Origin of the sequence: Nonomuraea glycinis, from assembly GCF_014646515.1 — a bacterium.
Classification (GTDB): domain Bacteria; phylum Actinomycetota; class Actinomycetes; order Streptosporangiales; family Streptosporangiaceae; genus Nonomuraea; species Nonomuraea glycinis.
In genome coordinates, this window is record NZ_BMNK01000001.1 from 812741 (window position 1) to 834084 (window position 21344).

23 protein-coding genes are annotated in these 21344 nt (G+C 69.8%); 13 read left to right on the forward strand and 10 right to left on the reverse strand.

Annotation, left to right across the window (positions count from 1 at the left end; all coding sequences use genetic code 11):
• Nucleotides 1–8 precede the first annotated feature (8 nt).
• From IEY87_RS03710 to IEY87_RS03735, 6 genes are read left to right on the forward strand one after another with little or no spacing between them, the layout of a single operon-like run.
• Nucleotides 9–1460, forward strand: coding sequence for a DUF885 domain-containing protein (locus IEY87_RS03710; protein ID WP_189137011.1), 1452 nt, complete (start codon nucleotides 9–11; stop codon nucleotides 1458–1460).
• On the forward strand, nucleotides 1450–2667 hold the full coding sequence (locus IEY87_RS03715; protein ID WP_189137012.1) for an MFS transporter: 1218 nt from the start codon (nucleotides 1450–1452) through the stop codon (nucleotides 2665–2667). Before IEY87_RS03710 ends, IEY87_RS03715 begins: the two co-directional genes overlap by 11 nt.
• A complete protein-coding gene (locus IEY87_RS03720) occupies nucleotides 2664–3713 on the forward strand; it encodes a hypothetical protein (RefSeq protein ID WP_189137013.1) in 1050 nt (349 codons plus the stop codon). Before IEY87_RS03715 ends, IEY87_RS03720 begins: the two co-directional genes overlap by 4 nt.
• Nucleotides 3710–4744 (forward strand): hypothetical protein, encoded by a 1035-nt coding sequence (locus IEY87_RS03725; RefSeq protein WP_189137014.1) that lies wholly within the window; start codon nucleotides 3710–3712, stop codon nucleotides 4742–4744. The genes IEY87_RS03720 and IEY87_RS03725 overlap by 4 nt, the downstream gene beginning before the upstream one ends.
• Before the next feature lie 10 nt (nucleotides 4745–4754).
• Nucleotides 4755–5690 carry a hypothetical protein gene (locus IEY87_RS03730; protein WP_189137015.1) on the forward strand — a complete coding sequence of 312 codons (936 nt, stop codon included), beginning with the start codon at nucleotides 4755–4757 and terminating at the stop codon, nucleotides 5688–5690.
• Nucleotides 5690–6571, forward strand: a complete 882-nt coding sequence (locus IEY87_RS03735; RefSeq protein ID WP_189137016.1) for a radical SAM/SPASM domain-containing protein — start codon at nucleotides 5690–5692, stop codon at nucleotides 6569–6571. The genes IEY87_RS03730 and IEY87_RS03735 overlap by 1 nt, the downstream gene beginning before the upstream one ends.
• Before the next feature lie 15 nt (nucleotides 6572–6586).
• On the opposite strand, the gene IEY87_RS03740 is transcribed toward IEY87_RS03735, so the two are convergent.
• From IEY87_RS03740 to IEY87_RS03775, 8 genes are read right to left on the reverse strand one after another with little or no spacing between them, the layout of a single operon-like run.
• A complete protein-coding gene (locus IEY87_RS03740) occupies nucleotides 6587–7489 on the reverse strand; it encodes an amidohydrolase family protein (protein ID WP_189137017.1) in 903 nt (300 codons plus the stop codon).
• Nucleotides 7486–8667, reverse strand: coding sequence for a VWA domain-containing protein (locus IEY87_RS03745; RefSeq protein WP_189137018.1), 1182 nt, complete (start codon nucleotides 8665–8667; stop codon nucleotides 7486–7488). The genes IEY87_RS03740 and IEY87_RS03745 overlap by 4 nt, the downstream gene beginning before the upstream one ends.
• Nucleotides 8660–9571, reverse strand: coding sequence for an AAA family ATPase (locus IEY87_RS03750; protein WP_225276779.1), 912 nt, complete (start codon nucleotides 9569–9571; stop codon nucleotides 8660–8662). The genes IEY87_RS03745 and IEY87_RS03750 overlap by 8 nt, the downstream gene beginning before the upstream one ends.
• Nucleotides 9568–9870, reverse strand: coding sequence for an EthD family reductase (locus tag IEY87_RS03755; RefSeq protein ID WP_189137019.1), 303 nt, complete (start codon nucleotides 9868–9870; stop codon nucleotides 9568–9570). Before IEY87_RS03755 ends, IEY87_RS03750 begins: the two co-directional genes overlap by 4 nt.
• Nucleotides 9871–9896: 26 nt before the next feature.
• The gene (locus IEY87_RS46565) at nucleotides 9897–10898 is read right to left on the reverse strand and encodes a xanthine dehydrogenase family protein molybdopterin-binding subunit (protein ID WP_189137020.1); all 1002 of its coding nucleotides are present in this window, start codon (nucleotides 10896–10898) and stop codon (nucleotides 9897–9899) included.
• A gap of 2 nt (nucleotides 10899–10900) precedes the next feature.
• Entirely contained in the window at nucleotides 10901–12301 is a 1401-nt protein-coding gene (locus tag IEY87_RS46570) for a xanthine dehydrogenase family protein molybdopterin-binding subunit (RefSeq protein WP_189137021.1), read from the reverse strand.
• On the reverse strand, nucleotides 12298–12798 hold the full coding sequence (locus IEY87_RS03770) for a (2Fe-2S)-binding protein (RefSeq protein ID WP_189137022.1): 501 nt from the start codon (nucleotides 12796–12798) through the stop codon (nucleotides 12298–12300). Before IEY87_RS03770 ends, IEY87_RS46570 begins: the two co-directional genes overlap by 4 nt.
• Before the next feature lie 38 nt (nucleotides 12799–12836).
• On the reverse strand, nucleotides 12837–13640 hold the full coding sequence (locus IEY87_RS03775; RefSeq protein WP_189137023.1) for an FAD binding domain-containing protein: 804 nt from the start codon (nucleotides 13638–13640) through the stop codon (nucleotides 12837–12839).
• 98 nt (nucleotides 13641–13738) lie between these two features.
• Between IEY87_RS03775 and IEY87_RS03780 the strand changes: the two genes are divergently transcribed.
• Nucleotides 13739–14416 carry a GntR family transcriptional regulator gene (locus IEY87_RS03780; protein ID WP_189137024.1) on the forward strand — a complete coding sequence of 226 codons (678 nt, stop codon included), beginning with the start codon at nucleotides 13739–13741 and terminating at the stop codon, nucleotides 14414–14416.
• A gap of 17 nt (nucleotides 14417–14433) precedes the next feature.
• On the opposite strand, the gene IEY87_RS03785 is transcribed toward IEY87_RS03780, so the two are convergent.
• Nucleotides 14434–14868, reverse strand: coding sequence for an Rrf2 family transcriptional regulator (locus IEY87_RS03785; protein WP_189137025.1), 435 nt, complete (start codon nucleotides 14866–14868; stop codon nucleotides 14434–14436).
• A 122-nt stretch (nucleotides 14869–14990) separates the two neighbouring features.
• On the opposite strand from IEY87_RS03785, the gene IEY87_RS03790 reads away from it, so the two are divergent.
• Nucleotides 14991–15740, forward strand: a complete 750-nt coding sequence (locus tag IEY87_RS03790) for an SDR family NAD(P)-dependent oxidoreductase (RefSeq protein ID WP_189137026.1) — start codon at nucleotides 14991–14993, stop codon at nucleotides 15738–15740.
• 25 nt (nucleotides 15741–15765) lie between these two features.
• Here IEY87_RS03790 and IEY87_RS03795 read toward each other — a convergent pair whose 3' ends face one another.
• The gene (locus tag IEY87_RS03795; RefSeq protein ID WP_189137027.1) at nucleotides 15766–16614 is read right to left on the reverse strand and encodes a spermidine synthase; all 849 of its coding nucleotides are present in this window, start codon (nucleotides 16612–16614) and stop codon (nucleotides 15766–15768) included.
• 560 nt (nucleotides 16615–17174) lie between these two features.
• Between IEY87_RS03795 and IEY87_RS03800 the strand changes: the two genes are divergently transcribed.
• From IEY87_RS03800 to IEY87_RS03820, 5 genes are all read left to right on the forward strand, one after another.
• Nucleotides 17175–17708 (forward strand): MauE/DoxX family redox-associated membrane protein, encoded by a 534-nt coding sequence (locus IEY87_RS03800; protein WP_189137028.1) that lies wholly within the window; start codon nucleotides 17175–17177, stop codon nucleotides 17706–17708.
• Between the two features lie 47 nt (nucleotides 17709–17755).
• A complete protein-coding gene (locus tag IEY87_RS03805) occupies nucleotides 17756–18340 on the forward strand; it encodes a TlpA family protein disulfide reductase (RefSeq protein WP_189137029.1) in 585 nt (194 codons plus the stop codon).
• Nucleotides 18340–20271: an ABC transporter ATP-binding protein gene (locus tag IEY87_RS03810; RefSeq protein WP_189137030.1), complete on the forward strand. Its 1932-nt coding sequence runs from the start codon at nucleotides 18340–18342 to the stop codon at nucleotides 20269–20271. The genes IEY87_RS03805 and IEY87_RS03810 overlap by 1 nt, the downstream gene beginning before the upstream one ends.
• Nucleotides 20268–20756 (forward strand): S26 family signal peptidase, encoded by a 489-nt coding sequence (locus tag IEY87_RS03815; RefSeq protein ID WP_189137031.1) that lies wholly within the window; start codon nucleotides 20268–20270, stop codon nucleotides 20754–20756. Before IEY87_RS03810 ends, IEY87_RS03815 begins: the two co-directional genes overlap by 4 nt.
• Nucleotides 20757–20840: 84 nt before the next feature.
• Entirely contained in the window at nucleotides 20841–21131 is a 291-nt protein-coding gene (locus IEY87_RS03820; RefSeq protein WP_189137032.1) for a C40 family peptidase, read from the forward strand.
• Nucleotides 21132–21344: the final 213 nt, after the last annotated feature.

Below are 21344 nucleotides of genomic sequence, written 5' to 3' on the forward strand. Positions count from 1 at the left end.
GGTCGAGCATGACATGGGCCGACCTCGTACAGCGATATTTCACGGTCGCGGTCACGCACCATCCGGGATACGCGCTCGCGTGGGATGAGTTCGCCATCTCGCCCACGCCCGTCGCCCCCGCCACGCTGAGCGAGGCGTACCGATCGATGAGCGACCACGTGGATCAGGCGTCCGACTCGGCGGACGATCACGAGGTGCGCCTCTTGCGCTGGTGCCTGGACGGCTGCCGCTTCGAACTGGACACCGCGCTGAGCTGGCAGCGTGATCCACAGTTCTGGGTGGATCGCCAGTGCTATGGGGTTCTCGCGCAGATGGCCGCGGGCAACCTCCGTGATCGGCCGCTGCCGCCGGCCTGGGTTCGTGCCTTCCTGGCGAACCTGCCCGGCCTCTTCGACTCGGCGATGACGAACCTCGACCGCCAGGAGTGCGGCCAAGTCGACCTCCGGCGCGCCGTACGCCATCTGGCCGCCAGCCGCTGCCTGGTGAGGCAGGTGGGCGATGCCGCCGGCGGGGGATGCGCGGATGAGGCGGCCCGTGCGGATGCGGCCATCGACGGGTTCTCGGCATGGCTGTCACAGGCCATCGGGAAAGGCCGCTCACTGCGCCCCATGGGAGCGCGGGTCTGGGAGGCGGGCCTGCGGGCTTCCACCGGCGTCGAGTGCGGTCCCGACGAACTCGAACATGCCCTGCGGCACCAGCTCGACCGGTCGAGGCGGGAGATCGCGCGCAGCCGCGCACCGGTCTCCGGCCCGATACCGGGGTCCGCGGCCGAGATCAGCCGGCTGATCGCACGGCTCCCGGGCATCTTCGCGCCGAGGTTCGGCGGCGGCGAATGCCTCGGCACGTTGCGCCTGGCCGTGTCCGATGACGCGGTGCCGGGAGTCACCTCGGCGAGCTACCAGAACGCCGGGTCACGTGGCGGCGGATCGGCGGTCGTCTTCGTCCGGCCGGCCGTTTACGCGTATCGGGCCGACCTCGAACTGGATCTCGCCCACGAGTGTTTCCCCGGCCATCACTGGCAGCACACCGCCCAGGTGCGTGGACACCACGGTCACCTGCTCTGCCTCCGGCACGGCAACCGGGCGTTCGTCGAGGGATGGGGACGCTGGTGCGAAGGACTGTACGCCGGTCTCGCCCAGGACCCCTCGGTGAACGCCCGGTTCCACGCGAGGATGGCGAAGTACTGCGGCCAGGCGCTCGCCGCCCTGCTCGTCCACGCACGCGACAGGCCGTTCGGAGAAGTGGCGGAGAACCTGACCGCGATGGATGCCTGCGGCTCGGCCGACGCCCCCTCCCTCGTGCTGCACTCCTACTTCGATCCCTGGCGGGCAACGGCGCCGATCGCCGGCTATCTGGCGCTGCGCACGTTCGCCGCCGAGCGCGGCGAAGAAGAGATGGAGGCCATGGTGGCCCAGCACGGCGCCGTCGACCTGCTCGGAAGGGGACTCAGTGAAGAATGACCCATCGGTGCGCCGGCTGGCCCTGTCCTTCGGCCTTTTCAGCGTGCTGATCAGCGTCGTGGACAAGCTCTTCGGCACGGGCTACATCCTGCGCATGAACGAGCAGGGGCTCGGGCCGGCGGAAATAGCCTTCGTTCTGACCTTCGGGTCCGTGGTGCTCGCCGTGGTGGACTTCCCGGCCGGCAACCTCGCCGATCAGTGGGGTCGCAAGCGCACCGCGGCGGCCGGATCGGTCCTCGTGGGCAGCGGCATGCTGATGTACGGCTTCGCCACCGACTCGCCCGGTTTCATCGTGGCCATGACGCTGTGGGCCGCGGGCATGGCACTGATCACCGGAGCTCCCACCGCCTGGCTCGTCGACCGGCTGGAGAGCGCCGGCGCGGGGGACCGGCGCACGACGGTTCTGTCGAGGGCCGCCACCATCTCCATGGTCGCCGGCGCGCTGGCGGCGCTCCTCGTGGGAGTTCCGCTGCTCAGCCAGGGCACGCACTTCGTGCTCTTCACAGCCGCCGCGCTGGCGTTCGTCACGGCGGTGGTGTTGCTGATGGGTACGGACAACCGTGATCCGCAGGGCAGAATCGCGAACCTCCCCGCCACGGTGTGGACCAACGCCCGGCTGGTCGTCCGCGATCCCACCATGAGGCTCGTCATGTACAAAAGCGCCCTGGTCCATATCGGCTTCACCAGTTTCCTGCTGAGCTACCAGCTGTTCGCCACCCAGGAGCTCGGGCTGCCGCAGAGCAGCATCGGTGTGGTGCTGGCCGGTTCGATCGCGGCGATGGCGCTGGGGACCTGGCTCGCCGGGTTGCTCAGCCGCCGGTGGGGCCTGGCGGCGCTGTCCGTGGCGGGCGTGCTGACATGCGCCGCCGGATACCTGACGATGAGCCTCGCCCCCCACTGGTCGCTGTGGGCGGCCGGCCTGGTCTGCTACGAGATCGGGCTAGGGCTGGACCTGATGGCCTTCAGCAGCTGGCTGCACGACCTCGTCCCCGCCGAGAAGCGGACGAGCTGGACTTCGGCGAGGTCGAGCATCCAGACCCTGGTCGGCATCGTCGGCACGCTCGGCGCCGGCGGGCTGATCTCGGTGTTCGGTTTCCGCGAGGTCTGGCTCGCGGCGACGGCCATCACGGCGCTCGCCCTGCTGCCGCTCCTCGCCCTTCGCCGGCGCGTCGCCGTATCGGCCCAGCTTGAGGGGAGCCTGTCGTGAGAACCCGAAACCGCGCGCTCGTCTCGGCAAGCCTGTGCTCCGACCGCGATGTCCTCCACGTTGAGACGCGGATCGAGCGCGACCCCGGCGACGCGCTCGTGGTGTCGCTGAGCTCTGGCTGCCAGGTGGTGGAGTGCCGCGGCGGGGACGGCTCGCCGATGCTGTGGCGGCACGAGGGGGACCGGCTCACTCTGGTCGGCTCGGATGGTGCGAGCAGCGTACACATCGCCTACGCCATTCCGGTCGGCGCACGAGTCGGCCTGGCGCCGGAGCAGCCATGGCTGGCCCGGCCGGCCGGGCGTGACTGCCACGTCACCAGGACGACGTCTCGGGTGATCGGCGAGGGCGGTCTCCTCTGTGGCACGGATCCGCACCACGGAGTCCCGTTCGTCGTGGCCTGGCCACCAGGCGACGAGCCCCGCCTCCGGGTCGAGGTGAGGCAGGGAGAGGTCGTCACGACCGACCGCCGGGCGGGCAGCGAGGTCACGCGTATTCTCCGGACACTCACCGGCTGGCTGGGGCCGATCGACGACGTGAGCGTCGTCGACGTGGCGGTGCCCGGTGCCTACGCCTACAGTTACCCGGGCATCATCGCCGTCCACCCCGGCCTGCTCGACTTCCCCGCCACACTGTTCGGCCAGTTCCTGCCGCACGAACTGTCGCATCAATGGTTCGGCAACCGGATCCGTTTCACAGGCCCGGGGTTCCTCTGGCCGCAGGAGTGCCTGCCGGAGGCGCTGCAGGCGCTGTACGTCAGGGAGCGCTGGGGAAGTGCGGCCTACGACGTGATCACGCGGTCCTATCCCGAGCGGCACGATGAACGCCGTCTCCAGCAGTTGTTCAGCGTCGGACCCGCCGAACGCGCGGACCTTTCCCTGGATCGCTATCACGACCTGCTCGCCGCCGGCACCCGGCGGTGGCTGTCCGCTTTCCAGGCCGACTCCCGCGCTCTGCACGACGTCGTTCGCGCACTCGCCGCCGAGCCGGCCGAGTTCACGGGGGCGCAGGTGGCCGCGCTGGTCGGGGAAGTCGTGGCGCTGCCATGAACGCGGGAGCGGCACGTACGCATGCCGGTTGGCTCGTCAGGGACAAGGGCTCGTTCTACCTCGCGATGGCCACCGGCTGGCTGCGCCTGCTCGGCGTCGACTCCGGCCGGCTGCGCGACCTCGGGCTCCGGCCGGAGTCTCCCGTCCTGGTCGATGGCTGTGCCGGCCCGCGGAACACCCTGCAGGTGACCAGGATCGAAGGGCGCGGCGGGCGCCGGCTCGGTCGCCCGGTGCGTCCCCGCTTCATCGCCAACCCCGTCCCGCATCTCGAGCCGGCCAGCGATATCAGGCTGGCCTGCCACGTCGAGCTCAGAAGGCGGGAGTTTCCCGAGGTGAGTCTGCCTGTCACGGCGGGTGACGCGGCCATCGTGGCGGCCATCGGCGACGGCCTGGATCGTTTCTTCGCCTTCGTCCCGCCCTTCCCGCCCTTGCCGCCCTTCCCGCACGGCTCCGCCGGCGACGAAGCCGAGGAGGACGCCGGGCAGGAGGAGCGGCTCGTGGTGGCGGACACGACCGCCGTGCCCGGCCACCTGGCCGACCTCGGCAGCGGGCTGATCCGCCGGCTGGCGGAGACAGCGGGCGACGGTGTGCCGGCCGGGGCGTTCGGCCGCTTCGCCACCCCGGAACGGTCGCCGGCGTTCTTCGATCCTCCTTCGTCCTGGCCCGCCCAAGCCCATGCCGTGCTGACCGGACGGCTGCACGCCGTAGGGGCAGAGCCGGTCAGGATCCCGCTACCGGACGGCCGGACCCGGCTGGCGGTGTGCGGCGGTGACCCCGTGGCGGTGGCCAGATTCCTCGATCTCGCCGGCAGCACCGCGCTGCGGGAGGAGCACGGCCTGCCCCGCCAGTGGTGTCCGACCTGGGTGTCTCCCGGGGACGGTACGAGCCGCGACTGGTTGCATCTCGGCGGATATCGAGTGGCCGAGTGCGATGGCGTCCTCCTTCACGTGTTCTGGGAACGGCTCATCACCGTCCTGTGCGGCCTGCGCAGCCCGGCCGACGCCCGCCTCCTCCCGGCACGGCAGGGGTGAGATGTCCGTGATGCCGCCAGAGAAGCAGGCGATCGCCGCGATCGCGGACGCCGTCACGCGACTGGACCCACGCATGGCGACGGTTGTGCTCATGCGGCGCGGCGACGATCCTCTCTGGACCGGCCTGCCACCGGCGCTACGGGAGCTGGGCATGGAGGTCAGCGATGTCCGGCTGCCCCCGCAGGACCGCTGCTGGGCGCCCCCCGCTCCGGACGATCGCGGCCGCCTGCTCGTCGGCGGCCGGGCCTACGCCGCGGACGTGCTCATCTATCACGACCCCTTCGGCCCGGGGCGTCCCGGCGCTGACCTCCAGGCCCTCTACCGCTTGCTGGACTGCGGGGTCAAAGTGGTCTTCGTCGACTTCCCGCACGGCATGACCTCTGCCGTGGCTGCCGATCCGCTGCGGAGCGCCTACCTGAGCGCGCTGTCGGCCGATGTGGAGACCGTGGTCGCGGCCGGTGCGGAACTGCGCGCCGTGCTCCAGGACAGCACACGGCTCAGGGTGCGATCGGGGAGCACAGGGGTGCTGGAGGTCAGCCGGCCGTTCGAGGTGCGGGATGACTTCACCTCCGCGCTTCTCGACGTTCCCGTGCTGCAACTGCCGTACGGAGAGGTGTGGGTCGTGGCTCCGCCGGAGTCGTTCGATGGAGCCGTCGAACTGTCCACGGGCCGCGGCAGGCACGTACGCGCCCGGGTTCGTCGCGGAAGGCTCTCACATGAGGGGGGCGCTGGGGCGTTGCCCGAGTTCGATGCTCCGATGGTGGAGCTCGGCATAGGTCTCAACAAGGCAGCACCCTGGCTTCCGCCTGCCACGTTGTTCGAAAAGAGCCAGGGGCGGTTGCACGTGGGTTTCGGCGACAGCGGGCTGATCGGCGGCAGCCGCCGCGAACGGCTCCACTTCGACCTGCCGCTCTCCCGTGACTCCTCCCTCGACAAGGAGTGGTGATGCTCACCCATCAGATGTGGATGGTGGCCGACCAGTGCAACCTCACCTGCACCTACTGCTATTTCGAGACAGGGGAGTACAGCTACACGCCCAGCCGGCTCACGGCTTCCGACTACGACCGCTGGTTGCGGCGGTGCACGAGTCACCTGCCTGTCAGGAGCGTGGCGCTCACCGGTGGCGAACCCCTGCTCCGACCGGACCTCGTGGAGCTGGCGGCCGTGGCGCGCCGGCACGTCGACATGGTCCGCGTCTTCACCAACGCGGTACGCGTGACCGATGAGATCGCCGAGGAGCTGGCGCGGGTGGGATGCAGCGCTGACGTGAGCATCGATCATGTGAGTCCTGACGCGGCCGACCAGGTTCGCGGTGGCACGAAAGCGACCCTGGCGGGCATCGAACGTCTCGACGCGGCGGGCGTGCCGCTGCAGATCGTCATGGTGGTGACCAGTCTCAACTGGAGGGAGGTCGAGGAGCTCGTCCGCCGGGCGCGGGATCGAACCTGGCAGGTCGAGCTGCTCGCGGTGTCGGTGCCGTCCCGCCATCCGCTGAGCATGAGCACCTTGACCCATGCTGAACGCACCGAGCTGCTGCGTGTCATCGACGAGTCGGCGGACGTTTTCAAAAGCCGGGTGTATTTCGAGAGATTGCGGCATTTCCTGACCGCCGGCCGAATCTCCATGATCCGGTCGTGCGTGACAGGCCAGGAAGGCGTGTTCGTGAACTCCGACGGCGAGATCTGGGTCTGTGCCCATCGCGGGGACATGTCGTTGGGGAACATCAGGGACGTGTCACTGCCGGAGCTCCTGGCCGGCAAGGGCGCGGTGCTCGCGCGCCGCCCGGCCGGACCGTGCGCGAGCACGGGATGCCTTTCGCTCACCTGATCGCGGGCTCGCATCTCACAGGCGGTAGACCCGGGTGGCCGTTGCGGTGAACACGTCCCGGATCTCTTCCTCCGATCGGCCGGAGAGCACGCTCTGCCAGGTGGAGACCAAGGTGGCCAGGTCGGTCCAGAGTTTCTCGATCGGGAAGTTGCTGCCCCACATGCAGCGGCGGGAGCCGAACAGGTCCAGGCAGGTGGCCGTCACCTTCTCGATCAGCGGCCGGTCCACACGGTGCACGAAGGTCCCCTGACCGGTGAGTTTCACCACGACGTTGGGCCGCTCGGCCAGGAGTCTCATGCCGTGGGTCCACTCGCCGATGGCCGCCGGCTCCGGGCCTACCGGCATCCCGGCGTGGACGAGCACGAAGGTCACGCCGGGGAACTCCTCCGCCAGGTCCGCGGCGTCGGCCAGCTGCGCGGGGAACACCTGGAGTTCGAACAGCCAGCCGAGGTCGGCGAGCGCCGCGATGTTACGCCGGAAGACGGGGTCCCTCATCCGGTCGGGGGCGGCGGCGAAGCGGAACTCCGGCCGCTCGTGCCAGTGCAGCTGCAGACGGGTGCCGCGGACGAGCGGGGTGATGGCGGCCTGGCGGCGCATGACCTCCACCGCGCCCTCGTCGAACAGGTCGGCGGAGCCCACCACCGCGGAGGGCCAGCCGGTCTCGGCGTGGACGTCGCGTATCCACCGCACCTCGTCCACGCAGCGGTCGAGCGGCCAGTTGGCCTGGACGTAGACCGCCGAGGTGATGCCGCAGGCGGTGGCCTCCGCGGCGTACTCGGGCGCGAGATAGTCACGGCGGATCGGCTCGTACGGGCCGAAGATGCGCGGAACCATCTCCCCTCGCAGCCAGGGCAGGTCGGCGGCGCGCCAGATGTGGTGATGGGAGTCGACGATCTCGTGGGTGGGGGAGAGGGTCATCGGGTTGTTCCCCTGGGTCGTGGGACGGACCAGCGCCTCGCCGCGAGGTGGCGGGGGCCGGACAGGACGGCGGGGAGGCGGCGGACCTCCTCCAGCGCGGTGCGCAGATCCCGGACGCCGCCGAGGTGGTCCAGGCTCGCGAGCTGGGCGGCCATGGCACGGGTGACGGGACGGTAGGTCGGCGAACAGGCCAGCGGGGACCACCAGACGAGCCGGTGGCCGAGCCGGGACAGGCGTGCCGTGGCGCGCACCATGGGAGCGTGGTCGCCGCGTTCGAGCCCGTCGGACAGCACGATCACGAGCGCTCCGCGGGCGAGCGCCACGAAACGCGGGTTACCCAGGAAGCATTCCAGCGCCGCGCCGATCGCCGTACCGCCATCGGCGTCCGTGACCAGGCTCGACACGGCTCGCAGCGCCTGGTCGGCGTGCGGGCGCGCGAGCGCGGCGGTGATCCGGGTGAGCCGGGTGCCGAAGGTGAACACCTCGGTGCGGGCCGGCGCCGCGCGCAGCGCGGTGTGCGCGGCGCGGAGCAGATCCGGGGTGTGCTGCCGGAGCGAGCCGGAGACGTCGATGAGGATCAGCAGCCGACGCGGGCGCGGCGGGCGGGCGAGGCGGCGCAGCTGGATGATCTCCCCGTCGTGGCGGAGGGCCCGTCGCCACGCGTGCCGTACGTCCAGCCGGTCTCCCGACCGGGCCGGGCGCCGCCGCCGTGACGGTACGGCGGGCAGCACGGCGGGCCAGGCGGCTTCGAGCGCGCGCATGAGCGCGGTCCGGTGTTCGCCGGTCCGGCCGAAGTCGCGGGTGTGGTGCACGCTCAGGGCGGCGGCCTCGGCACCGTCGCCCGGCCGCGCGTCGCGGGGCGGCGGATCGTCCTCGCCGGGTCCTCCGGGGGACCGCGCGCCGCCGTCGTCCGCTTCGAGCGGCGGGTCGGCGGGTCCGGGGCCGCCCTGCCGGAACCAGGCGTCGAAAACGCGGTCGAAGGCGGGCAGGTCGCTCACGTCCTGGAGCAGGGTGATCCGGGCGTACCAGTACAGCGCGGTCAGGTCGGGCGGCGAGGTCTCGGCGATCGTCCGCAGCAGGTCCGCCCGCTTGGTCGGCGCGGTGGGCAGGCCCGCGCCGCGCAGCGCGGTCAGGAACCCCCACAGGTGGTCGGCGGCGAGCACGACCGGGTCAGGCATCGCCGAACACGTCCTCGGCATGCGCGGGGGCATCGCCGAACACCTCATCGGCATGGGCGAGGAGCAGCCGGGTGTCCTCCTCGTCCTTGATCAGCAGGCCGAGGGCTCGGCGCAGTGCCACCGGCCACGGGCTGCCGCCCTCGGCGAGCGCCATCGCCCCGCGGCCCCACTCCACCGACTCGGCGATGCCGGGCCGCTTGAGCAGCGGAAGACGGCGTACGCGCCGCACCGCCCCCACCAGGCCCGCCGCGGCCTGCTCCGCCAGCCCGGGAACCGCCATGCGCAGGATCGCCCGCTCGCGGTCCGGCTCGGGGAAGGCGATCCAGTGGTAGAGGCAGCGCCGCTTGAGCGCGTCGTGAAGCTCGCGGGTGCGGTTGGAGGTCAGCACCACGATCGGCGGCGTGCGCGCCCGTACGGTGCCCAGCTCCGGGATCGTGATTTGGAAGTCGCCCAGGAACTCCAGCAGGAACGCCTCGAACTCGCTGTCGGCCCGGTCGATTTCGTCGATCAGCAGCACCGCGCCCTGCTCGGCCCGCACGGCGCGCAGTAACGGCCGGCGCAGCAGGAACTCCTCGCGGTAAAGGTCGCCGACGTCCTGACCGCGGCTCTCGGCCACCCGGACCTGGAGGAGCTGCTTGGGGTAGTCCCACTCGTACAGGGCCTGGCCGGAGTCCAGCCCCTCGAAGCACTGCAGGCGGATCAGGTCCAGACCGGTGACGCGCGAGAGCACCGAGGCGACCTCGGTCTTGCCGACGCCGGGCTCGCCCTCCAGCAGCAGCGGCCGGCCCAGCCGCAGCGCCAGGTGGATGGCCGTGCACAACCCTTCGTCGGCGAAGTAGCCCTGCGCCTCCAGCGCGGCGGCCAGCTCGCGCTCGCGCAGGAGGCCGGCGCCGTCGGTGGTCACAATTGGGCGTGCTCGGTGGTCAGCAGGTGGACGCGCTGGGAGGTGTGCGCGGCCGCGTCGGCCGCCGCGGCCTTGCCGTGCTCGGAGCCGAACGCGGCGGCGCGGGCGTCCTCGTCGTCGAAGTACAGCTCGTTCACCGAGTCGTACGCCCCGCCGTCGCCGTTGGTCACGCTCACCGTGTACTTCCGCAGGCCGGGCAGCTTCCTGGCGAACTCGACGTGGTCCTCCACCACCCACTTCGCGAACTCCTCGTGCGACAAGCCCTCGGCACGCTTGAGCAGCGAGATGACTTTCAGCATGGTTCCTCCTCAGGTTTTCGATTACCTCAGCCGTGCAGGGCGTCCAGCCCGCGCAGGACACGCTCGGGGGTGAACGGCATCGTGTCCAGGCGTACGCCGCACGCGTCGAAGATCGCGTTGGCGATGGCCGGGATCGGGGCGTTCGCCGTCATCTCGCCGATCCCCTTCGCGCCGTACGGCCCGTTCGCGGCCGGGCGCTCCAGGAACAGGCTGTGCTGGAGCGGGATGTCGGCGGGCCCGGGCATCAGGTATCCGGCGAAGTCGCGCGGCCCGTGATCGCGCCGGGGGTAGTAGGGCTCAGTGGTCTCGAACAGGGCGTGCGACACGCCCATCCAGGCCCCGCCCTCCACCTGCTGCGTCGCCATGGCCGGGTTGAGCGCCCGGCCGACCTCGTACGCGTTGTACAGCTCCAGTACCTCCACCACCCCCGTCTCGTCGTCCACCTCGACGACGGCGGCCGTGCACGCGTGCGCCTGGCAGGAGTCGGGGTCCATCTCCCCGGTCTCGGGCACCGGCGCGCTCGGCTCCTTGAGGTAGATGCCGCGCCCGGAGATCGTCCGCCCGTGCTTGAAGTGCGCGGCCAATGCCAGGTCGGTGATGTGGATGCCCTTCTCCTGCGCGCCCTTGAGCCTGATGAAGCCGGTGCCGTCGGTCTCCAGGTCCCCGGCGTCCACCTCCAGCTCCTCGGCGGCGACCTCCAGCATCACGGCGCGCGCCTCGGCCGCGGCCATGATGACGGCGTTGCCGACGCGGTGGGTGCCGCGGCTGGCGAAGGTGCCCATGCAGTGCGGCCCGGTGTCGGTGTCGGCGGTGTCGACGAGCACGTTCCCGATCGGCAGGCCGAGGGTCTCCGCGGCGCACTGGGCGGCGATCGTCTTGATGCCCTGGCCCAGGTCCACCGAGGACAGCGAGATCACGAACGTGCCCGTGGTCGTGGCGTGGATCAGCGCCTGCGAGGGATCGCCGCCCAGGTTCATGCCGGTCGGGTAGTTCACCGAGGCGTACCCCCGGCCGCGGAGTCTCGCCATCGCTACAGCCCTTCCCGGGTCGTGGAGGACATGCGGCGGTACGTCTCGGGCAGTTCGTGCCCGGCCATCTCCGCCACCTTCTGGATCACTTCGACCAGGGCCGTGCCCTCGGCGACCTTGCGGTGGGCCTTGAGGTCCCCGTCACGGTAGGCGTTGAGCAGGCGCAGCCGCAGCGGGTCCAGATCCAGCGCCCGGGCGATCCGGTCCATCTGCGACTCCAGCGCGAAGTCGGCGATGGTCACGCCGAAGCCGCGCATGGCGCTGGACGGCGTGCGGTTGGTGAACACGCAGTGGCAGTCGGCCCACACGTTCGGGATCGCGTAGGGGCCGGGCAGATGCGCGGCCGCCTTCGTGGTCCCGTACGGGCTGTGGCGGGAGTACGCGCCGGCGTCCACGTACAACGTGACCTTGCGTCCGATGATCCGGCCGTCGTTCATGACCGCGTCCTTGATGTAGATGCGCTCGGCGGCGCGCGGCGAGGAGACCTGCATCTCCTCGGCCCGGTCGTAGACGAACTTGACCGGGCGGTCGGCCAGCATCGCGGCCACGCACGCGACCGGCTCGACCACCACGTCCACCTTGCCGCCGAAGCCGCCGCCGACCGTCCCGCCGACGATGCGCAGCTTGTTGAACGGCGTCTCCAGGATCAGGGCGGTGTTGTCCAGGGTGAAGAAGCACGCCTGGGTGTCGGAGTGGATGCGCAGCCGGCCGTCGGCCTGCGGGACGACGACGCAGCCGGTGGTCTCGACCGGGGCCTGCTCGATCGGCGCGGACTGGTAGCGCCACTCGAAGACGTGGTCGGCCCGCGCGAACGCCTCCTCCACATCGCCGAACCGGATCCGCCGGCAGTGGTGGCCCTCGTAGCGGAAGTGGTTCTGCCCGTGGTACTCGTTGACCAGCGGCGCGCCCTCTTTCAGGGCCTCCTCGACGTCGAAGACCGGCGGCAGGTCCTCGTACGTGACCTTGATCCGGGCCGCACCTTCCAGCGCGGCCGCCTCCGTCTCGGCGACCACGGCGCAGATCGGCTCGCCCAGGTAGCGCACCTTGTCCACGGCCAGGACGGGTTCGTCGTCCGGCCCGACGCCGATCAGTTTGAGCGGGGTGAAGAGGTTGTTCGGGATGTCGGCGTGGGTGAGGATCCGCAGGACGCGGGGCACGGCCAGGGCCTCGGTCAGGTCCACGTCCGCGATCCTGGCGTGGTGCCGGGCCGAGCGGTGCATCTTCAGGTGGGCGAGCCGTGGCGGGGCCACGTCCTCGAAGAACTCGGTACGCCCCGTGACGTGCCCGCGCGCGTCGGAGCGCTGGACCGCCGAGCCGATGACGGTGTGATCCGTACCCGTACCCGCGGCGGCCCGTTCGGCGGTGAAGGTGCTCGTGTCGATCGGTGCGAGCCGGTAGGTCATCGCGACGCCACCTCCTGCGGGGCCTGCTCGCGGCGACGTCTGGCCGCTTCGAGGATGGCGATCACGATCGGCCGGTAGCCGGTGCACCGGCAGACGTTGCCCGAGATCGCTTCAACGACGTCTTCGTCGCTCGGATCGGGGTTCCTGTCGAGCAGCGCCTCGGCGACCATGATCATGCCGGCGGTGCAGAAGCCGCACTGGGTGGCGAAGCAGTCGACGAAGGCGCTCTGCACCTCGTCCAGCTCACCGCCGGCGGCGACCCCCTCCAGCGTACGGATCGAACGCCCCGCGACGGTCTCCACCGCGACCAGGCAGGAGACCTCGGGCCGGCCGTCGACCAGGACGGTGCAGGTGCCGCAGGCGCCCTGCGCGCAGCCCCGCTTGGCCGCGGTGAGTCCCAGCGACTCGCGCAGGCTCGCGAGCAGCGTGGCGCCCGGCGCGGCGATGAACTCCCGTTGCTCGCCGTTGACGACGAGCGAGACGATCTGTGACGGCACGGTCCACCTCTCACTGATGCGGCCTTGCTGGTGAGCTACTAGGGGAGGAAGGCTCGGCGCAGATGCACGGGCAGGACCCGCGCCCGGTACCACGCGCTGGCATAGGCGTCGTCGAAGGGGTCGATGTCACCGCGGGCCGCCTCGCCCGCCTCGGTGAGGACCTCATGGGTCAAGGGCCGGCCCCGCAGCAGGCGCTCCGCCGACCCCGCGCGCACCGGACGTGACGCGACGCCGCCCAGCGCGATCCTGGTAGAGGCGACCACGCCGCCGTCGGCGCGGGTGACGGAGGCGACGGTCACGATCGCCGCCGAGTTCAGGCGACGGCGCATGGCCTTGTGGTAGTACCAGGTGCCCGGCTGGGGGAGCACGACCCGCACCGCCACGACCACCTCGCCCGCGGCGACCCCGGACGCCAGCACGCCGGCCACCGGTGCGTCGCGCCGGCCGTCCGGCCCGGCGATCTCGCACGTCGCGTCGAGGGCGAGCAGGCAGACGGCCAGATCGCCGTACGGCTGCGCGACGAAGAGATTGCCCCCTACGGTGGCCTGGTTACAGATGGTGGGGGAGGCGATCGTCCGCAGCGCCGGCCGCAGGAACGCGAGCTCCGGCCGCTCGCCGACCGTGGTGAAGGTGGCCGCCGCCCCGATCGTGGCCACCCCGTCGCGCACCTCTACGCCGTCCAGCCCCGCCCGGCGCAGGCTGACCAGCTCGGTCACGGGCGCGGCCCCGCTGTTCACCAGCGGCATCACGACGGTGCCGCCGCCCATGACCCAGCCGCCTCCCGCCAAGCGGTCGACTGCGGCCTCGGCTGACTCCGGAACGTGCACCGCGCAGATCACCATGTGCGATCCTCCTCGGTGAGGTATTATCGATAATTGATTATCGATCGAGGAGCGTCAAGAGACCCGGTGGGACAATCGATAATCGGTAGGATCACCTCATGACCGAGGAGCCCGCCAAGCTGCCACGCCTCACGCTGGCCCGGCAGATCCGCGACTCGCTGGTCGCCGGCATCGTGTCCGGCCACTTCGGCCCGGGCGAGCGGCTGGTGGAGACGCGGCTCGCGGCGACCTACGGCACCAGTCAGGCACCCGTACGCGAGGCGCTACGCGAACTGGAGGCCATGCGGCTGGTGGAAACCCAGCCCCGCCGCGGCACGTTCGTGCGGCCCTTCGTCCAGGAGACCCTGCGCGAAAGCTACGTCGTACGGGCGGCGCTGGAGGAGACGGCCACCCGGCTCACGCTGCTGGCCGGAACCGTACCGGTAGAGGCCATAAGAGCGGACGTGGCAGCGATGCGGGCCGCCGCCGAAAGCGGCGACAGAGAGGCGTCGGCGCGTGCCAGCGTGTCCTTCCATCGGCGCATCGTCGAGGCCGCGCGCAACGAGCTGCTCAAGCTCACCTGGGAGAGCCTGCAGATCGAGGCGCGGACGTCGGTCACGATGGTCGCCGCCGAGGTCGACCTGCACGACATCGTCCAGGACCACGCCGAGCTGCTGGCCGCGATCGAGGACGGCGACCTGGAGGTCGCGTGCCGGCATGCCCGCGACCACCAATGGCACTACGCCGACCTCCCGCACGACGCTCACGGCCGCATCCGCGACTCCGCCGCGGGCTGAGCTCGGGGCGGAGAACGCTAGCGAGGTGCGGCGAGGACGTCCCGGAGCACGTCTTCCAGCGTGACGCGGGCCAGTTCGCGCCTCAAGGTCTCCTCGATGTCCTCGTAGACGCGCTGCATCGCCGGCTGGATGCCGTAGCCGATCACGCACCCCTGGTCCGGGGTGGCGCGATGCATCGCGAACAGCGAGCCGGGCTCGACTGCCTCGTACACGTCGAGCAGGGTCATCGACTCCAGCTCACGCGTCAGCGACCAGCCCGCGCCCACCCCTCGCCGGGACTCCACGAGCCCCGCCTTGCGCAGCTCACCCAGCAGGCGTCTGATCACCACGGGATTGGTGTTCGCGCTGGTCGCGATCTGCTCGGAGGTGGCGACCTGGTGGCCCTGGCGCTGATAAAGGCTGATCCAGGTCAGCGCGTGGGCGGCGATGGTCAACCTGCTGTTGGCGCTCACGATTACCTCTTCTCGGCCGTAACGCTTCATGTTACGACAGCGCAGTCGTAACAACAAATGTTGCGATCAAGTGTTGTAACTATTAGCGTTACGACAACGCATCGATCAACGAGGTGAGAAGAATGAACGGACCGCTCATGGGCAAGGTCGCCCTGGTCACCGGTGGGTCCCGAGGGCTGGGAGCCGCGACCGTACGACTGCTGGCCGAGCAGGGCGCCGACGTCGGGTTCACCTATGTCAGCTCTGACGAACAGGCGCAGGCCGTCGTGGACGAGGTGCGCGGCAAGGGGGGAAAGGTGGCCGCCTTCAAGTCCGACCAGGCGGACATGAGCCGGGCGCCGGCACTGATCGGCGACGTGGTCGCGTACTTCGGCGGCCTGGACATCCTCGTCAACAACGCGGCGATCTCAGTCAACGGCACGGTGGACGACCCGGATGCCGACACGGCCGCGCTGGATCGGATGCACGCCACCAACTACCTCGGGGTGATCGCCGTCATCCGGGCCGCCTCCCGGGTGCTGCGCGAGGGTGGCCGCGTCATCACGGTGAGCTCTGGGCTGGGCTCCCGGGTCGGCCTCCCCGGGCTTGCCGACTACGCGGCGACCAAGGCGGGGATCGAGAGGTACACCATGGGCGCCGCGCGAGACCTCGGGCCCCGGAACATCACGGCCAACGTGGTGGAGGCCGGGCTGATGGAGAACGGGATGGAGCCACCGGACCCCGAGACGCTCAAGGCCCTGGTCGGCTCGCTGTCCCTGCAGCGCATGGGCCACCCCGACGAGATGGCGGTGGCCATCGCCTTCCTGGCGAGCCCGGCCGCGTCGTACATCACGGGAGCGGTGCTGGACGCCCACGGCGGTTACAACGCTTGACCTAGGGGTTGCGGAGAGCTGGTGACTACTTCTGGAGAGGTACCGCCGGCGGCGAATCGACCGCGTCCGCGTCGGCCACCGACCGGGCGTCACCGGCGAAGCATTCCAACTCGCCGCCACTGAGCAGTCGCACGGGAGCGGGCGCACGTCCCGCCCACTCGGCCAGCGCCCGCGTCGGCAGGCTGCCGTTCGCTCCCACGAGCAAGAGATTTCCGATCCGGTCGCCGCGCAGCACATCCGGCTCACCGAACAGGCACACATCGCCGAACGCCGCACGCAAGGTCGCAACCTGACGACGCGCGAAATCGAAGGGCAGTGAATCCAGGATATTCAGCGCGTACTGCCCACCCTGCTTCAATGCCCCTGCCGCCTCGGTGGCGAACTCCAGACTCGTAAGCCGCGCGGGCACCCCTGTCCGGGTCAGCACATCCGTGACGATGAGATCGTAGGCTCGCGGCCGCGACGACCGCATCGCGTCCCGCGCGTCCGCGATACATATCTCTATCGCGGCATCAGCCGGCAACGGCAACGCTCTCCTGACCGCCTCCATCAGCGCGGCGTCCCGATCGACGACCAGCTGAGCCGACCCCGGCCGGGTGGCTGCCACGTACCGGGGGAGCGTGAGACCTCCGCCACCCAGGTGCAGCGCCCTGATCGGCGCACCAGGGTCCGCGACACGGTCGGCGATCGACGCGAGCCACTGAACATATGTGAATCTCAGGTGACGTGGGTCGGCAAGGTCCACATAGGACTGCGGAAAATAGTCGAACAACAGCACCCAGAATCCGGGGCGATCGGGATCCGGCGTCAGGTCTACCGCGCCGAAATCGGTCGACACGCTCACCGCACCTTCAGGTGGTTCATAGACAGTCATGGTCACCATCTCAGCGAGGGCTGCGGGAAGGCACTACGCCTGAGTATTGGCCGACATGAGTAACGGATCCAGGCCGGCGGCAGGACATTTACCGGACACTTCGAGCGTCGGACATCCGTCCCTGCATCTCGGAGTCGAGCCTGAATGTCCGGCAAATGCCCTCTTTGTGTCCTTTGAATTCGCGGCCTTCGCATCAATACTCATGAGGTAGAGCGTCCGAGAACGATCACAGAGAGGCGACAAAGACATGAGAGCTGCTTTAGCGTCAACGGGCGACAGGCTCCTCGCGTTCCTCGCGCCCAAGGCGGTCGCCAGCGCGGGAGGGTGTGAATACGAGAGAAGTTGCCGCGTCCAGCCATGTCGAATAGGGGGCAACGTATATCCGCGCGCGCTGTACATCCTCTACAGCAACTGCGACTTGGTCGTCTCGGGTTGTTGTCCTTAGGCTCCAGCAGGCTTGATCCTTAGAATCCTGCTTGGTCCCGCACCTGGCGATCAATGGAGGACAGGCTTCGAAAGGATCCACCCAGCTTTCGCCCTCGCCGGGAAGGAGTCGAATATTGATTGCCTATATTGGCTTCGGTTGCCGTGTGTTACTTGCGGTGGTTTTCTTCGCCGCGGCGGCGAGTAAAGTGCGGGGGCGGCGTGATCGAGCTGAATTCCGGGCGTCGTTGGGGGCGTTCGGCGTGAAACCGCGCTGGAGATCTGCTGTCGCCGCGGCGGTGATCATGTGTGAGCTGGCGACAGCGGCGCTGCTGGCGGTCGATGTCACCGCGCTCGCGGGTCTGGGAGTCGGGGCGGCACTGTTGATCGTCTTCACGACGGCGATCAGCTCGGTTCTGCGGCAGGGCACGTCGGCGAGTTGCCGGTGTTTCGGCGCGTCGGCGCAGCCGCTGGGCAGGCGGCACCTGGTGCGTAACGCGATCTTGTTGTCGATCGCGGCGGCGGGTGTTGCGGGGGCCTCGCCGACCACAGCCCTGGGAGCTGCCGGGTGGAACCCGGCAGCTCTGCTGGTGTCCGGGTTCGTGGCGGTGGTCCTGGCCGCTCTGGTCATTTCTTATGACGATCTTGTGGCGGTGGTCCTTCCCCGTTGAAGGCGGTTCGCCGAGCCTCTCAGAAACGTGGTCTTCCGAAGGAGGATGTGTCGATGGATGTGGTGTTGATCGCGGCGGTTGTCGTGGTCGGTGTGCTGGGCGGGCTCAACCTGTTGCTGATGCTGGCTGTGTTGCGGCGGTTGCGGGAGTATGACGAGAAATGGGCACGCGCGGGCATGGACAACCTCGCGGAGCGCAGGCTGGTCCCCGAGCCGGGAACGCGGATCGCCGATTTCACCGCGACCACGCTGGACGGCGCCGACATCACCTTGCGCGATCCGGCCGGTGTGAGTGGTGTGGAAGGTCCGCTGCTGGTCGGGTTCTTCTCCACCGGATGCCCGGCCTGTCATGAAGAGCTTCCCCGTTTCGTCGAATACGCCGGCACCGTGCCGGGCGGGCGGGAGCAGAACCTGATGGTGATCTCCGGATCGGCCGACGATGCCGCCGACATCATCGAGGCCGTCTCACCGATGGCCCGCGTGGTGGTCGAGCCGGTGGAGGGTCCGCTGATGACCGCGTTCAGTGTGCGGGGCTGGCCCTCGTTCGTCCTGCTCGGGCAGGACGGCACGGTCCAGGCCGGCGCCGGCGGCGTCGCCACTCTGGCGCGGTCGCAGCAGGCCGTCCCGGTGTGATGCGCGCGGCTGATCAGGCCACGGGTGCTGACGCGGCGGCTGAGCACGCGGCGGCTCAGCATGCGGCGGCTGAGCATGCGGCGGCTCGGCACGCGGCGGGCGAATCGAGCTGGCGGGAACGGTGGGTGACCGCGCTGGGGGTGGCCTGGCAGGCCAGACCGGCGCTGCTTGCCGCACAGCTGGCCGGGGCACTGGTCATGGGCGCCACGCCGGTCGCGGTCGTGTGGCTGACCAAGCGGATACTGGATGAGCTGCTGGGGCAGCAGCGGTCCATCGGCTGGCTGATCGGGCAGAGCGTGCTCCTGGCCGGGCTTGGGCTGATCGCGGCGGCGCTACCGCACCTTTTCCACTACGTCGACGCTGAAATGAGCCGCTCCATCCGGCTGCACAGCCGAGACCGGCTGTACGCGGCGTTGTCCCGCCTGGCCGGGCTGTCCAGGTTCGAGGACCCGGTCTTTCATGACCGGATCCGGCTGGCTCAGCAAGCCGGTGAGATGTCACCCCAGACGATCCTGGACGCCGCACTGGGCGGGGTGCGCACCGCGGTCACCATGCTGGGGTTCACCGGCTCGCTGCTGGCGGTCAGTCCCGTCATGGCCGCGGTGGTGCTGGCCTCGGCCATCCCGGTGGTCGCCGCTGAGCTGAGCTTGAGCACCAGGCGGGGCCGGATGTTGTGGACCATCAGCCCGCACGAGCGGCGGCAGGTGTTCTACTCGCAGCTGATGACCGACCGTACCGCCGCCAAGGAGATCCGGCTGTTCGGTCTGGCGGACTTCATCCGCTCGCGGATGATGGGCGAGCTGCGCCAGGTCAACGCCGCACAGCGACGGCTGGACCGGCGGGTGTTCCACACCCAGTTCGCGCTGGCCGCGCTGACCGCCGCCGTCTCCGGCGCCGGCCTGGTCTGGGGCATCCTGCAGGCACGCGCCGGTTCCCTGACCCCCGGCGATGTGATCGTTTTCATAGCGGCCGTCGCCGGGGTGCAGACCGGGCTGTCCGGGCTGGTCGCCCAACTGGCCGGCGGGCATCAAGCGCTGCTGCAGTTCGGCCACTACCTGGCCATCCTCAACGCCGAGCCGGACCTGACCACACCGGCCCACCCGGTGCCCGCGCCGCCGCTGCACGGCGCGATCGAACTGCGCGACGTGTGGTTCCGTTACGCCCCGGACAAACCCTGGGTGCTGCGCGGGGTCGACCTGCGGATCCCGGCCGGCTCGCTGCTGGCCCTGGTCGGCGTGAACGGCGCCGGGAAGAGCACCCTGGTCAAACTCCTGTGCCGGTTGTACGAGCCCACCCGGGGCTCGATCAGCTGGGACGGCGTCGACATCCGCCACATCCCCGTCGCCGGCCTGCGCGAACGCATCGGCACCGTCTTCCAGGACCACATGAACTACGACTTCACAGCCGCGGACAACATCGGCATCGGCGACCTGCCCGCCCTGCATGACCTGGACAGGATCCGCGCCGCCGCGGCGTCCGCCGAAGTGGACGCCACCATCGCCGCCCTGCCCCATGGCTACGACACCCTGTTGAGCCGGATGTTCTTCATGAGCTCCGACTCCGACGGCTCCACCACGGGAATGACGTTGTCCGGCGGCCAGTGGCAGCGGATCGCCCTGGCCCGTGGGCTGATGCGCGGCCGCCGCGACCTGCTCATCCTGGACGAACCCAGCTCCGGCCTGGACGCCGACGCCGAACACACCATCCACCAGCGGCTGGTTGAACACCGCAACGGCACCACCAGTGTGATCATCTCCCACCGGCTCAACGGGGTGCGGATGGCCGACCGCATCGCCGTCCTCGACGACGGCCGCATCACCGAACAAGGCACCCACGGCGAGCTGATGGCGCACGACGGCACCTACGCCCGGCTCTTCCGCATGCAGGCATCGGGCTACGACACCGGCCACGAGCCCCAGCCGATCCCATGATCGCCCTGGCCTCCTCGCTGGCGATGACCGCGGTGATCCTGGTGGCGACCGTCCTCCTACGGCGGCGCATCGTGGTCGTCACCGTGTCCGGGACCAGCATGACACCCACCCTCCAACCCGGCGAGAAGCTCCTCGTCCGCCGGTGCGGCATCACCGCGTTGAAGATCGGTGACATCGTGGTCCTGGAACCACCGCGCGTACCCGTCTCCCACGAGGTCAAGGTCCTCGCCTCCCTGCCGACGCGAACGCGATGGCAGGTCAAACGCGTCGCGGCACTCCCCGGCGACCCGATCCCCCCACCGGCGCAGGAGGCGGCCGGCACCCTGCGGACCGTCCCCGACGGCACGCTGATCGTCCTCGGCGACAACAACGCGAGCAATGACTCCCGCCTCAACGGCCCCTACCCCGCCGACCGAATCCTCGGCATCGCCCTCAGAAAACTGGCAGGAGCCACCTTCCCGGGGCCCGACTCGCCGACCTCGTGATTCGTGCCGGTTGTACGTCTTCTGGCCCGTACCCCTGCCGACCTGAAGCACCGACAGCGACCCCTATGGGGCGCGATGTTTTAGATGGTTCACAACTCTTTGACCGTCAGCGCGTTCTCCCGGAAGATCTCCTGGGACGACCTCCAGCGAGGTGACCTCGTCTTCTTCCACGGCCTCGGGCATGTGGGGATGATCTCGAGGCCCGGATACATGGTGCACTCACCGCACACCGGAGACGTGGTCAAGGAGGAACGACTCTCCGGCTGGCGCCGGGAGTCGTTCGTAGGCGCCGTACGACCGGACCCCAAGGGCGTGCGGCTGTCCATCGAGCAGCGCACGACCCCCGAGCCCCCGACGCTCACCACCACCCCGTGACCACGGCGGAGGCCCGCACCAGACCGCCCTGCACGGTTTCGGAGCCCGCCCCAGCGTAAGCACCCTTACAGCACAAGACATGAGTAAGCCTCGGCTGTCGGGAGCTTTGACACGGCCTTGTCACGATCGCGGTAACAATGGGTCGCTATCTACTCATCCTCTGTTATGGTCCCCACTTGTCCCTAATTGGGATGACTTTTACCTGAGGAGGAA